Annotated in this window: 12 protein-coding genes; 8 read left to right on the forward strand and 4 right to left on the reverse strand. The window is 75.5% G+C overall.

Going from position 1 to position 13,428, the window contains the following annotated elements:
- Positions 1-81: 81 nt before the first annotated feature.
- Positions 82-726 (forward strand): transglycosylase family protein, encoded by a 645-nt coding sequence (locus tag ACF068_RS20705; RefSeq protein ID WP_392276051.1) that lies wholly within the window; start codon positions 82-84, stop codon positions 724-726.
- On the opposite strand, the gene ACF068_RS20710 is transcribed toward ACF068_RS20705, so the two are convergent.
- From ACF068_RS20710 to ACF068_RS20720, 3 genes are read right to left on the reverse strand one after another with little or no spacing between them, the layout of a single operon-like run.
- Positions 629-1,375: an ATP-binding cassette domain-containing protein gene (locus ACF068_RS20710; protein ID WP_392275731.1), complete on the reverse strand. Its 747-nt coding sequence runs from the start codon at positions 1,373-1,375 to the stop codon at positions 629-631. The two genes, ACF068_RS20705 and ACF068_RS20710, sit on opposite strands and share 98 nt — an antisense overlap.
- A complete protein-coding gene (locus ACF068_RS20715; protein WP_392275732.1) occupies positions 1,372-3,933 on the reverse strand; it encodes an ATP-binding cassette domain-containing protein in 2,562 nt (853 codons plus the stop codon). Before ACF068_RS20715 ends, ACF068_RS20710 begins: the two co-directional genes overlap by 4 nt.
- 7 nt (positions 3,934-3,940) lie before the next feature.
- Positions 3,941-4,381 carry a hypothetical protein gene (locus tag ACF068_RS20720; RefSeq protein ID WP_392275733.1) on the reverse strand — a complete coding sequence of 147 codons (441 nt, stop codon included), beginning with the start codon at positions 4,379-4,381 and terminating at the stop codon, positions 3,941-3,943.
- Positions 4,382-4,510: 129 nt separating this feature from the next.
- Here ACF068_RS20720 and ACF068_RS20725 point away from each other — a divergent pair, with 129 nt between their 5' ends.
- The 6 genes from ACF068_RS20725 to ACF068_RS20750 all read left to right on the forward strand — a co-directional run bounded on the left by ACF068_RS20725 (position 4,511) and on the right by ACF068_RS20750 (position 10,131).
- Positions 4,511-5,017 carry a hypothetical protein gene (locus ACF068_RS20725; RefSeq protein WP_392275734.1) on the forward strand — a complete coding sequence of 169 codons (507 nt, stop codon included), beginning with the start codon at positions 4,511-4,513 and terminating at the stop codon, positions 5,015-5,017.
- On the forward strand, positions 4,992-6,305 hold the full coding sequence (locus ACF068_RS20730; RefSeq protein WP_392275735.1) for an ABC transporter substrate-binding protein: 1,314 nt from the start codon (positions 4,992-4,994) through the stop codon (positions 6,303-6,305). Before ACF068_RS20725 ends, ACF068_RS20730 begins: the two co-directional genes overlap by 26 nt.
- 111 nt (positions 6,306-6,416) lie before the next feature.
- A complete protein-coding gene (locus tag ACF068_RS20735; RefSeq protein ID WP_392275736.1) occupies positions 6,417-7,700 on the forward strand; it encodes a glycosyltransferase family 4 protein in 1,284 nt (427 codons plus the stop codon).
- Entirely contained in the window at positions 7,697-8,506 is an 810-nt protein-coding gene (locus ACF068_RS20740; RefSeq protein ID WP_392275737.1) for a hypothetical protein, read from the forward strand. The genes ACF068_RS20735 and ACF068_RS20740 overlap by 4 nt, the downstream gene beginning before the upstream one ends.
- Before the next feature lie 97 nt (positions 8,507-8,603).
- Positions 8,604-9,569, forward strand: a complete 966-nt coding sequence (locus ACF068_RS20745) for a helix-turn-helix transcriptional regulator (RefSeq protein ID WP_392275738.1) — start codon at positions 8,604-8,606, stop codon at positions 9,567-9,569.
- A 346-nt stretch (positions 9,570-9,915) separates the two neighbouring features.
- Positions 9,916-10,131 (forward strand): I78 family peptidase inhibitor, encoded by a 216-nt coding sequence (locus ACF068_RS20750; RefSeq protein ID WP_392275739.1) that lies wholly within the window; start codon positions 9,916-9,918, stop codon positions 10,129-10,131.
- Between the two features lie 104 nt (positions 10,132-10,235).
- Here the strand turns inward: ACF068_RS20750 and ACF068_RS20755 are convergent, their stop codons facing one another.
- Positions 10,236-11,222, reverse strand: a complete 987-nt coding sequence (locus ACF068_RS20755) for a phosphatase PAP2 family protein (protein WP_392275740.1) — start codon at positions 11,220-11,222, stop codon at positions 10,236-10,238.
- 463 nt (positions 11,223-11,685) lie between these two features.
- Between ACF068_RS20755 and ACF068_RS20760 the strand changes: the two genes are divergently transcribed.
- On the forward strand, positions 11,686-13,374 hold the full coding sequence (locus ACF068_RS20760; RefSeq protein ID WP_392275741.1) for an MFS transporter: 1,689 nt from the start codon (positions 11,686-11,688) through the stop codon (positions 13,372-13,374).
- Positions 13,375-13,428: the final 54 nt, after the last annotated feature.

Raw genomic sequence — 13,428 nt, forward strand, 5'->3', positions numbered from 1 at the left:
GGCGGCCCGCGCGGCGGCGGCCCCGCACGCCGGCACCCTGCCTAGCGTGGCCCGATGCCGAAGATCCGCTCGTGGCCGGCCATGCTGCCCGGCGTACTGCTGCTCGTGTGGGGTACGACAGGCGCGGCCGCGGCCGTGGCGCCCGCCGCACCGGGTGCCCACCCGCCCCCGCCCGCCCCCGGCCCGAGGGCCCGGCCCGTGCCCACCGCCGGCTGCGCCGCCGACCAGTGGCCGTGGGGCTGCGTCGCGGAGTGCGAGAGCGGCGGCCGCTGGCACCTCAACACCGGCAACGGCTACTACGGCGGACTCCAGTTCAAGCAGTCCACCTGGGAGACCTACGGCGGCCGCGCCCACGCCCGCCGTGCCGACCTGGCCACCCGGCGGCAGCAGATCACCGTCGCCGAGGAGGTCCTGCGCTGGCAGGGCTGGGGCGCCTGGCCGACCTGCTCCAAGAAGTACGGGCTGGCCGGCCGCGCCCACACCGTCCAGCCGGGCGACACCCTGACCTCCGTCGCCCGGCGGTTCAAGGTCCCGGGCGGCTGGAACGCGCTGTACAAGGCCAACACCAAGATCGTGGGCGCCGACCCGAACCGCATCCGGCCGGGGATGATGCTCGGCCTGCCGGGCCTCAGGCCCGCCCCGAGGGCGGCCGTCCCTCCGGCGGTGGCCGTCCCTCCGGCTGGCGTTCCGCCCGTTCCGCGTCCCGTGCCGCCGCGCGGGAAGTGAACTCGGTCAGCTCGCCGCTGAAGGACAGCGTGCCGCGCCGCAGTTCGTGCGCCAGCGTCCCGGCCGGCAGCCCCGCCGGCGGGCGCTGCTCGGCCACCACCACCGCCGCGCCCCGCCGGCCGCACAGGCCGGCCAGCAACCGGTAGGTCCGGGCCGCGACGGCGGGCGACATGCCGAGGGCCGGCTCGTCGACGAGGACGACGCGCGCGGGCGTCAGCAGGGCGCGGGACAGCGCCAGCATCCGCCGCTCACCGCCGGACAGCGTGCCGGCGGGCCGCGGCAGGAGCGGGCCGAGCTCGGGGTACGCGTCGAGGGCGGCCCCGAAGCCGCCGTCCGGAGCGCCGAGCCCGAGGTTCTCGGCCACCGTGAGCGTGGGGTACAGGGCACGCCGGTCCGGCACGAAGCACAGGCCGCGGTGCGCCCGCCGGTGGGCGCGCAGCCGGGTCACGTCCGCGTCCCGCCACAGCACCCGCCCGGCGCTCAGCGGCACCGTGCCGGCGAGGGCGCGCAGCACGCTCGTCCGGCCCGCGCCGTTGCGGCCCAGGAGCACGGTCACGGTGCCGGACGGGACCGGCAGGTCGATCCCGTGCAGTGCCTCCAGGGGGCCGTAGCGCACCCGGGCGGCGCGCAGCGCGATCTCGACGCTCATGACACGATCCGCCCCGCCTCCATGACGTGCACGGTGTGCGCGACGTCCGCGACCAGGTCCAGGTCGTGCTCGACGACCAGCACGGCCGTCCCGTCCGCAGCGAGGGCCTTGAGCACCCGGGCGAGCGCGGCGGTCTCGTCCGCGTCCAGCCCGGCGGCGGGCTCGTCCAGCAGCAGCGTGTGCGGCCGTCCGGCGAGGGCGCGGGCGACCTCCACCCGGCGCAGCGCGCCCGTCGACAGCCCGGCGGCGGGCAGGTGGCGGACGCCGGTCAGGCCGAGGAGGCGCAGGGCGCCCTCGACGGCGTACGGATCGTCCCGCACGCGGCCCCGCTCGGCGCCGATCCGTACGTTCTCCTCGACGGTCAGGGACGGGAACACGGCCAGCTCCTGGAACGTGCGGGCGATCCCGAGCCGGGTACGGGCGTGCGCGGGCCGCGCGGTGATGTCGGTCCCCTCCAGGGTGACGCGCCCGGAGGCGGGACGGGCCGTACCGGCCAGGCAGTGGAACAGGCTGCTCTTCCCGGCCCCGTTGGGCCCCACGAGAGCGGTCACCCTGCCGGGCGCCACCCGGAGGTCGACCCGGTCCAGGGCGGTGGCCCCGGCGTAGCGGAGGGTGAGGTGGTGCGCCTCCAGGACGGGCGGTGCGGTGCGGGCCCGGCCGGCGGTGCGGGCGGTGCGGGGCGGGTGGGCGCTCGGGGCGGTGCCGGCGGGGACGGGGGAGCGGGCGGGGGACGGCGCGGGGTGGGGCGGTGCCGTGCGGCCGTGCGCGCGAGCGGCGGCGCGGGCGGGGGAGGGGAGCAGGGAGGCGAGAGGGGGTACGCGGGCGGTGAAGGCGGCCAGCAGGCCGATCACGGCCGCCGCGGCGCCGCCCCGGGCGCCCGCGTCGAGCCCGACCAGGAGCGCCGCGGCCGCCAGGGGCGTCAGGAGGCTGTCGGCGCCCAGGACCAGGACCGCGGCGAACCACAGCAGGCCCCGCACCGGGTCGAAGGCGGCCGGGTCGAAGGCCTGGACGCCCATGCCGAGCAGCCCGCCGCCCAGCGCCGCCAGGGCAGCGCCCGCGACGAACGCGACGACCTTCAGGGCGGCCACCGGCACGCCGGACGCCTCCGCCCCCGCCTCGTGGTCGCGCAGGGCGGCCAGCGCCCTGCCCGTACGGCCCCGGCGCAGGGCCGCGACCAGCAGCAGCGCGGCCACCAGGACGCCCAGTTCCACGGCGTAGTACGCGCGGTCCGACGCCAGGCCGGCCGGCCGTGACAGCGACAGGCCCGCCGTGGCGTACGGCTGGGCGAACACGAACCGGCTGACACCCACCCCGACCGCCAGCGTCGCCAGCGCCAGCGCCAGGCCGTGGCGGCGGATCGCCGGCCACCCGGTGAGCAGGCCCAGCGGGGCGACCAGCACGACGGCCACCAGGAGCGCGGTGGGTTCCGGGAGTGGGGGCAGGCCCGGGAAGCGGCCGGCCGCGAGCAGCGCGGTGAACAGGGCGCCCAGGCCCGCGTACGCGGCCTGGCCCAGCGAGATCTGCCCGCCCCGGCCGGTGACCACGACGAGGGACAGCAGGACGACCGCCAGCGCGGGCACCTGGACCGCCGTCTGGAGGTCGGCCCCGGCGAGGCCCAGCGGCAGCAGGAACAGCACCCCCGCCGCCGCCCACAGCCCGGCCGGTACCCGGGCCCCCGCCGTCGACGTGCGCGGCAGGGCGTCCCGCGCCCCCACTCCCGGCAGCACCAGTGCGGCGACCAGCAGGGCGACCACGAACAGGTTCGTGGCGACCGCCTGGACCAGCGGGCCGGCCCAGCCCACCGGGTGGAGGCGGGTGAGCTGGGCCTGGGCGACCCCGATGGCCAGCGCCGTCACCACCGCCACCGGCAGGCTCCGCATCCGGGCGGCCACCGCGACCGCGATCACCTCCACGACCAGCAGCGGCAGCCCGTACGGGTCGAGCCGGACGTACGGTGCCAGCAGCACGCCCGTCAGCCCCGCCGTGCAGGACCCGAACGCCCACCCGGCCGCCGACACCCGGTCCGCGTCGATGCCGCTCAGCACCGCGAGCTCCCGGTCGTCCACCACCGCCCGCAGCTCGCGCCCCAGCCGCGTCCACCGGGTCACCGCCCCCACCGCACCGGCCACCAGCAGCACCACGGCGAGCTGCGCCCACGGGTCGTCGCCCAGCAGCACCGGCGCGTCCGCCCGCGCGCCCTCGCCCCACACCAGCGCGGCGCCCCCGACGAGCAGCACGAACACGCCGATCGACGCCACCAGGGTCCGCGCGGGGTCCAGGTCCAGCACCGCCGCCGGGCGGAACACCGCCCGGTCCAGCACCAGCCCGATGCCGGGCGCCACCACCAGCAGCGTCACGCACGCGGCGAGCGGCAGCGGCCAGGCCCACTCCACCACCAGTTGCCGCAGCACATACGCGCAGACCATGGCGACCGCGCCGTGCGCGAGGTTGAGCACGCCCGTCGCCCGGTAGGTGACGACCAGTCCGATACCGGTCAGGGCGGCCGCGCTGCCGACCGCCAGCCCGGCCAGGACGAGTTCGTACGTCAGCGAGGCCACCGGGCCGTCAGCTTCCGGGCTCGCACACCGGGCAGGGGTCCAGCGCCGCGTCCCCGGCCGGCACCGCGTCCGGCTTGCCCGCCACCAGCGGGCAGTCCGGGCGGTGCGCCAGCGTCCCGCCCGGCACCCGGACCGGCGGGGCACCGGAGGACGGCCGGTCCGCGCCCGCAGCGTCCGCCCCCGAGGCCCCCGCTCCCGGGTCGTCCGGACCCGCGGGGCCCCTCGCCGGCGCCCGTTCCCCGGGCGCCCGCCACAGCGGCGCTCCCGCCAGCAGGACCGCCCCCGCGACCAGCAGCGCCGCCCCCGGCACCGTGCAGGACGCCACATACGGGAGCTGCCGCTCCACGAAGCGCTCGCCGGACACGCCGTACCAGCCCAGCACGCACAGCACCGCGCCGGTGGCGGCGGCCACGGCCCCGCCCCACCACAGCACCCGCGACGACGGCATACCGCGATCCTCCGGCTGGCGATGTATGGCGATTCCTTGCACTATGCCCAAGAAGGCCCAAGAAGGCACAGACCCCGGAACCCGGCGGTGAGCCAGATGGTCCACACGAGCCACACGAGGCACGGCGGCATGCGTACCCGGACGGCGGCACTGGCCGCCATGGCGGCTCTGGTGCTGCTCCCGGTCGTCGCGGGCTGCGGCGACGACGACAACGGCGGGGGGACCCAGCAGTCCGCCACCCCCACCGCGACCGCGACCCAGGGACAGGACCAGCCGGCCGACCCGGCCGCGGCCCGCCAGGAGATCCAGAAGAACTGGGTCGCCTTCTTCGACCCCGCGACACCGGTCGAGCAGAAGACGAAGCTGCTGGAGAACGGCGACCGCATGCGGCCCGTGCTGGAGGCGTTCGCCGGCAACCCGCAGGCCGCGCAGACGTCGGCGAAGGTCAAGGGGATCACCTTCACCTCCGCCACCCAGGCCGAGGTCACCTACGACCTGCTGGTCGGCGGCACCCCGGCCCTGCCCGACTCCAAGGGCTCCTCCGTGCACCAGCAGGACACCTGGAAGGTGTCGGCGAAGACGCTGTGCGCGCTGGTGAAACTCAGCCCCGATGCGACAGCCGTGCCGGGTTGCTGACCGCCCGCCGACGGCGGCGCTCCTGCTGGTCACCCTCCTGGTCACCGCACTGCTGAGCGCCGCCTGCGGCAGCCGCCTCCCCGAGAGCGATTTCACCGCACGGCCGCCCGCGCCCACCACCGGCGCCGGCGAACCGATCAGGATCGGCCTCATCACCGGGGCCACCAGCCCCGTCGGCGGCGGCGCCCTCACGGGCCCGCGCGACGGGGCGCTGGCGTACTTCGCCGCCCTCAACGCCCGCGGCGGCATCGGCGGGCGCCGCGTCGAGGCCATCACCTGCGACGACGGCGGCAGCGGCATCGGCAACAACCAGTGCGTGCACGAACTCGTCGACCGGAAGCACGTCTTCGCCCTGGTCGCCACCACCGCCCTCGACTACGCGGGCGCCGCGCGCGTGTCCCGGGCCGGCGTCCCCGACATCGGCGGCCAGCCGCTCGGCCCCGCCTACGACACCTACCCCCACCTGTACGGCATCTACGGCAGCTCCGCGCCGCGCACCGGCGACGAGCCCGGCTGGAACGGCGTGCTGACCGGCGGCACCGAGGTCTACCGCTGGTTCCGGCACGAGCTCGGCGCCCGCACCGCGGCCGTCGTGTCCTACAACCAGGCCGCGTCCGCCGCGTACGCCCGGCTGGTCACCGACGGCCTGCGGAAGGAGGGCTACCGGGTCGTCACCGAACAGGTCGACTTCGCCCTCCCCAACTACCGGGCCGTCGCCGCCGACCTCCGCGAACAGGACGTCGACCTCGTCTTCGACGCCCTCGACACCCACGGCAACGCCCAGTTGTGCGCGGCCATGGACGCCGTCGGCGCCACCGTCACCGCCAAGGTCACCAACGTCCAGAACTGGAACCAGGCCGTTCCACGGGACTTCAAGGACGCTCCCCGCTGCCGCAACGCCCTGTGGGTGACCGGCGCCAGCCGCAACCACGACGAGAGGGCCGACCCCGCCGTACGGGAGTTCCGCGACGCCATGAAGGGCAGGCCCCTCTCCCAGTGGGCGCTGGAGGGCTGGGCCGCCGCCATGTGGTTCACCGACGCCGCGACGTCCTGCGCGCCGGCGGGGCTCACGCGCGCGTGCGTCGAGCGGTTCGTGAACCGGGCGGAGCCGTACACCGCCCGGGGACTGCTCCTGCCCGTCCGCTTCGAGCGGCTCCCCGAGCCGCCGACGACCCGTCACACCTGCCTGTCGGTCGCCCGTTGGCAGGACGGGCGCGGCTGGGTGACCCAGGGCGGCGACATGTACCGCAACTGCGCCACCGTGCCCCAGCTCCCTTACCGGCCCTGACCGCCCCGGCCGGGGAAAGCCAAGTACAGTCCACCTTTGACGACCAATCCAGAGACCATCGGACCGGACCGGACCCCGGGCCCGTCCGGACCAGGGGGACGCGGCGACGCGATGCATATCTCTTTCCTGCTGCACAACGCGTACGGCATCGGCGGCACGATCCGTACGACGTTCAACCTCGCCCGGATCCTGGCCGAGCGGCACGACGTCGAGATCGTGTCCGTCTTCCGCCACCGCGAGGAGCCCACGCTCGGCGCCCCCGCCGGCGTGACCATGAAGCACCTGGTCGACCTGCGCAAGAACAGCCCCACCTACGACGGCGCGCACCCCGACTACACGAAGCCCGCCAAGGTCTTCCCCCGCGGGGACGGGCGCTGGAAGCAGTACAGCCGCCTCACCGACGACCGGATCGCCGCCCATCTGAAGGGCCTTCAGGCCGATGTGGTGGTCGGCACCCGCCCCGGGCTCAACGTCCACATCGCCCGCCAGGCCCGCCGCGGCCCCGTCCGTGTCGGGCAGGAGCACCTGACCCTGGACAGCCACGGCTACCGGCTGCGCCGCGAGATCGGTCACCGCTACGCCCTGCTCGACGCCGTCACCACCGTCACCGAGGCCGACGCCCGCGCGTACCGCACCCGGCTCAAGCTCCCCGGCGTACGCGTCGAGTCCGTGCCCAACAGCGTGCCGGCGCCCGCCGTCGAGCCCGCCGACACGTCCGCCAAGTGGGTCGTCGCGGCCGGCCGGCTGACCCGGGTGAAGCGGTACGACCTGCTCGTCGAGGCCTTCGCCAAGGTGGTCGCCGCCCGCCCCGACTGGCGGCTGCGCATCTACGGCTCCGGTGACGCCACCGGCAACGAACGCGACGCGCTGCGCTCCCTCATCGCGTCGCGGGGACTGCACAACCACGTCTTCCTGATGGGCACGGCCAACCCGCTGGAGCCCGAGTGGGTCAAGGGCTCCATCGCCGCCGTCACCTCCCGCCTCGAATCCTTCGGCATGACCATCGTCGAGGCGATGCGCTGCGGCCTGCCGGTGGTCTCCACCGACTGCCCGCACGGCCCGGGGGAGATCATCGAGGACGGCGTCGACGGGCGGCTCGTACCGGTCGGCGACGTGGACGCGATCGCCGACGCGCTGCTCGCCCTCATCCAGGACGACGACCTCCGGCGTCGCACCGGGCAGGCCGCCCTCGCCGCCTCGGAGCGCTTCGACCCGGCCCGGATCGCCGAACGCCACGAGGCGCTCTTCGCCGAACTCGTCGCCGGCGGCACCAACGGCCGCTCGCGCGGCACGCTCCGGGACGCGCTGCACCGCACCCGCGGGGCGGTCCTGGACGCGGCCTACTCCGCGCGGTACAAGGCCGCCGATGTGATCCGGAAGGGGAAGTCCGCATGAGCGACGCCACCAACCCGGCCCCGGCCCCCGTCCCGGGCGCCGCGCCGCGTGCCGACTGCGTCGCGGACTCCGCGGGCGGCATCACGTTCGACATAGCGGTCGTCGAGGCGGCCGAGCCGGTGCTGGTGCTGCGCCGGCGCGGCGGTTCCGGTCCGTCGGACGAGGCCCGGCTGCCGCTCACCCCGGCGGGCGAGGGCCCGGGCGGCGGCCATGTGCGGGCGGTGCTGCCCAGCACCATGGAGCTCGCCGAGGGCCGCTGGGACGTGTACCTCGACGGGCGGCCGGTCGAGCCGGGCGTCCGGGACCTGCGGGCGCTGGTGGACCGGGTGCCCGACGGGGAGGGCGGGGTGTCCGTGCGCCTGCCGTACCCCACGGCGGACGGCCGGCTGGTCGTGCGGAGCTGGGTGCGGGCGCCGCACGCCGAGGCCGGGGACGTCGTCCTCGGCGAGGGCGTGTGCACCGTCGAGGGGACCCTGTACGGGGCCCGTGCCGGTGCCGGGGCGGTGGTCGAGGCCCGGCTGGGCGGCACGGTCCACCGGGTGCCGGCCGAGGCGGAGGAGGGCGGCGCGTTCGCCTTCACCCTGGCGTACGACACGCTGGTCGAGCGGCCGGTCACGGCGGAGCGGCTGTGGGAGCTGTGGCTGCGGCCCGCGGCGGACGCGGAGCCGGTGCGGATCTCCCGCCTCCTGGACGACGTCTGGGACCGGAAGAACGTCTTCGTCTACCCGGTGCACCGGGGCGAGGGCTACACGGCCGCGCCCTGCTACACCACGGACAACGACCTCTGCGTACGGATCACTCCGTAGCGCACGGCCCGAGGCCGGGCCGTGGCACGGTCGAGCGATCCGCCGAAAGCCCGATCGAGGACCGTGGCTGTCCGCGACGGCTGGCAGACTCCCGACCATGTTGGAGACCTCGGCACGACTGCTGCGCCTGCTGTCCCTGCTCCAGGCCCACCGCGATTGGTCCGGCGCCGACCTCGCGCAGCGCCTGGGCGTCACGCCGCGCACGGTGCGGCGTGACGTCGACCGGCTGCGGGAGCTCGGCTACCCCGTCAACGCCAGCCCCGGCACCGGCGGCGGCTACCAGCTCGGCGCGGGGGCCGCGCTGCCCCCGCTGCTCCTGGACGACGACGAGGCCGTCGCGGTCGCCGTCGGGCTGCGCACGGCGGCGGGCAGCGGCATCGAGGGCGTGGGCGAGACGTCGGTGGGCGCGCTGGCCAAGCTGGAGCAGGTGCTGCCCGACCGGCTGCGGCGCCGGATCAGCGCGCTGACCACCTTCACGGTGCCCATGCTGCGGGCGGCCGAGTCCCCGGTGGACCCCTCGGTGCTCACCGAGCTCGCGACGGCCTGCCGGGACGGCGAGCGGCTGCGCTTCGAGTACCGCGACCACGGGGGCTCGGCCACCCGCCGCACGGTCGAGCCGCACCGGCTGGTGTGCACCGAGCGCCGCTGGTACCTGGTCGCCTGGGACGTGGACCGCTCGGACTGGCGGACGTTCCGGGCGGACCGGATCCTCCCGAAGCCGCCCCACGGACCGCGCTTCGCGCCCCGGACGCCGCCCGCGGAGGACCTGGCGGCCTACGTCTCCGAGGGCGTGGCCAGCCGGGTGTACGCGGCACGGGCCGTGGTCCGCCTCCACGTCCCGGCCGAGGAGGCCGCCCGGGTGGTGGGACCGATGGACGGCGTCCTGGAGGCGGAGGGCGAGTCGACCTGCCTGCTGCGCACCGGCGCCGCCGCGCTGGATGTCCTGGTGATCCACATCGTGCTCATGGGACTGGAGTTCGAGGTGGTCGAGCCGGTGGAGCTGAACGACCGCATCAGGGACGTCCGGGACCGTCTCGCACGGGCGCTGGACCGCTCCGCCTAACCGGAACAAGGTGTTCCGGCGCGGTGTCGGCGCGATGTGGGAATGGTGCGGGGAACCCGTGAAAGGCGTGTGCCGCCACAATTCTCGTGACGATATGCCGAAGCGTTTTTCCGCAGCCGGGGAATTCGCTCGTACGAAGGTGCGGGAAGTCCGGGGGAGACCCGCGGAATTCCGGTGACAACCCCCTCCGCGGCGGCCTGTGAGTCCCTCCGGAGGGAAGGCGTCCTTACAGAACACATGTCGTGATCCTGTGACACAAGCGTGACCGCCGAGGTACGTGAGGATGGTGGGTCGATCTGCCCGGCCCGGCTTCCGTCACTGTCCGCCGCCCCCTACGGTGAAGGGCATGGCACCGATTCCGAGCTCTCCCCGACAGCCCGACGACACCCCCGAGTCCTACGTCGGCCTCGGCGGGCGCGACGCCGAACGGCTCGCCCGCTCACGCGGCTGGACCACGGTGCGGTCCCTGCCTCCCGGCTCGATCATCACCCTGGAGTACGTGGCGGGCCGGATCAACTTCGAGGTCGACGGCGACACCGTGACGCGCTGCTGGGTCGGCTGACCCCGGTCACCCGTCCGCCCGCCCGCGCACACGACGTACGACGAGGGCCCCGGCCGTCACGGCCGGGGCCCTCGTCGTACGTCGTCGGGTCCGTCGGGTCGTCCTCAGCCGCCCGTCACCGGCCGGGAGCGCGGCGGTCTGCGGCTGCCCGCCGGGGTGACCGGCGTCCGCTCCGAACGCACCACCGTGTGGGGACGGGGCTGGGTGAGCGTGGTCCTGACCGGCGCCGGGCGGCCGACGGCGCCCGCCGCGGCGACCGGCTCGCGCGCCGGTTCGTCCTCCGCGCCGGCCGGCCGCTTCTGCTGGTACATCGCCGGCCGGGGCCCGCCCGCCGCGACGGGCAGCGACGGCACCCGCCGGCGGCCGGCCAGGAGCTGGTCGCGCGCCCCGAGGACGAGCGCCTCGGCGCGGGCGATCAGCGGCTCGCACCAGGGCAGTCCGAGCAGGATCAGCAGACCGGCGGCCCAGCCGAGCAGGACGTCGCTCAGCCAGTGCGTACCGAGGTAGACGGTGGTCAGGCCGACGCCCAGGGCGACCACGGCGGACAGGGCCGACAGATAGCGCCTGGCCCGGGGCGTGGTGGCGAGGTACGCCAGGATGCCCCAGGTCACCACCGCGTTGGCGGTGTGCCCGGAAGGGAATATATCGCCGCCGGCGAACAGCTCCGGGGAGCCGATCCTGGTCGCGTAGTGGGGGCCGAGCCGGCCCAGACCGAGTTTGACCGCGCCCACGGTGACGTTCAGCGCCAGCAGCGCGGCGCCCAGCGCCAGCAGCGGGCGGAGCGTGTGCTGCCGCCAGGAACGCCAGCCGAGCCAGGCCGCCACCATGACGGCCGTCGGGCCGCGCTGGCCCAGCACCACGAAGTAGTCCAGCGTCGCGTGCAGCTCCGGCCACTGCTGATACGGCCGGAAGAGCATGACCTTCCAGTCGAGGGTCACCAGCCACGACGAGACGAGCACGGCCACCACGATGGCGAGGTAGAACGCCGACGTCCCGCCGAAGAGGGCGAGACGGGTGCGGCTCATCCGCGGGATCTCAATCTTCGGCGGTTCCGGCTCCCGGTCCAGACGGGCAAAGATGTCGGTACGCACCCAATCGACGTTACAGGGAGTGAGTGTCGGCCCACGCCCATCCGCTCTCTTCGTGATGACGATGTGATGTGGAGTACGTCTCAGCCGGACGTTTATCCCTTGCTTATCCATAAACCTCGGGGGCCGGGGAGGCCCTATTGCCACAGGGCCTCCGCACGGAAGCGGCTTTGTGTGCCACGGGAATTGGCCGGGGGTGGCCGGGGACCGAATTCACTCCTCCCCGCCGCCGGGTCCCCACCTCTGGTACGCGGCCGGCGCCGCCCCTGGCGGGCCCGCCGGAGTGGCGTACGCCACACGGCCGCGTCTGCCCCGGTGAGAGGTGGACCACGCGTCACCCGGCAGGACTCGCGTACGCTGGCGGCTCACTCGCCCGTCGATGCCGGGCCCCCGGGAGGACGTCCCCCCTCCGGCCGGTGCCCACCGAGCGCGAGGGAATCATCTGTGGTCTGTGGGAGGTACGTACATGTCCGTGACGACCACGGCCGGAGCGCGGCTGCGTGCCACCGGTGGCGGTGCCAACCGCTGGGTCGTCCTCGTCGTCCTCTGCGTCAGCCTGCTGCTGGTCGCGCTCGACGCCACCGTCCTCCACGTCGCCGTCCCCGCCGTCACCGAGGACCTCCGCCCCAGCGCCACCGCGCTGCTGTGGATCGTCGACGCCTACCCCCTGGTGTGCGCCTCGCTGCTGATCCTGTTCGGCACGCTCGGCGACCGGGTCGGGCGGCGGCGGGTCCTGCTGGCGGGGTACGGGCTGTTCGGCGTCGCCTCCGCGGTCGCGGCCTGCGCCGACACCCCGGCCGTACTCATCGCCGCCCGCGCGCTGCTCGGCGTCGGCGGGGCGATGATCATGCCCGCCACCCTCTCCATCCTCCGCGCGGTCTTCCCCGACCGGCGCGAACGCGCCACCGCGATCGGCATATGGACCGCCGTCGCGGCCGTCGGCGCCGCGACCGGCCCGGTCCTCGGCGGCTTCCTGGTCGAGCACTTCTGGTGGGGCTCGGTCTTCCTCATAAACATCCCGCTCATGGCGCTTATCCTGCCGCTGGGCCGCTGGCTGCTGCCGGAGTCCCGGGGCCGGGGCCAGGGCCCCTGGGACGTGCTGGGCGCGCTCATGGCGGCGGCCGGAGTGCTCGGCGTGGTCCTCGGCGTCAAGCGGGCGGGCGCCGGCGGCGGTCTGGCGACCCCCGGGACGGCCGTGCCCCTGCTGGTCGGCGCCACCCTGCTGGTCCTCTTCGTCCGGCGGCAGAAGCGCCGCGCGCACCCGCTCATCGACATGCGGATGTTCGCCCGCGCCGCCTTCACCACCTCCGTCGGCTGCATCGTCCTCGCCATGCTCGCGCTGGTCGGCCTGGAGCTGATCGCCGTCCAGTACCTCCAGCTCGTCCTGGAGCTCACCCCGCTGGAGACCGGGCTGCGGCTGCTGCCGCTCACCTTCGCCGCCATGGCCGCCGGCGCCACCGGCTCGTCCACCCTGCGCCGGATCGGCCCGCGCCGGATGGTCGGCTGGGGCTTCGTCCTCACCGCCGGGGCCGTCCTGCTGCTCGTGCTGATGGGCCAGCACGACCGCCCGCTGCTGCTCACCGCGGGCTTCGTCCTGCTCGGCTTCGGCCTCCAGACCACTCTGTTCGGGGCGTACGAGTCGATGCTCAGCGAGGCCCCGGCGCACAGCGCGGGCGGGGCCGCCGCGATCGGCGAGACCTCCTACCAGCTCGGCGCCGGCATGGGCATCGCCCTGCTCGGCAGCGTCATGAACGCCGCCTACGCGCCCGGCCTGGCGCACGTTCCGGGCGTCCCCGCCCCGGCCGGCTCCGCCGCCGCCAACTCGCTGGGCGAGGCCTACCAGGTCGCCGCCCGGCTCGGCGGCCCGGCGGGCGACGCGCTGCGCACGGCCGCACGGCACGCGTTCGTGCACGGGCTGCACGTCACGCTGGTGGTCAGCGCCGGGCTGCTGCTGCTCGGCGCGCTGATGGCGGTGCGGCTGCCGCGCGTGATGGAGTGCCAGGCGGACCCCGACGTCCGGCTGGGCGCCGGCGACCCCTGGCCGGAGGCGGACGGCGGGACCCTCGCGGACCCCGCCCCGATGGCCCGCGTTCCCGCGCGCCGCGAGCCGGCGGAGCCCGTCAGGTCGGGACGCGCGAGCGGGCCGGGCGCATAGGGGGTGTCGCGATCCCGGCCTGATCGGCGAGACACCCCCTAGGGCACACTGCCG

The sequence above is a fragment of the Streptomyces sp. NPDC016309 genome, from assembly GCF_043077235.1.
Lineage (GTDB): Bacteria > Actinomycetota > Actinomycetes > Streptomycetales > Streptomycetaceae > Streptomyces.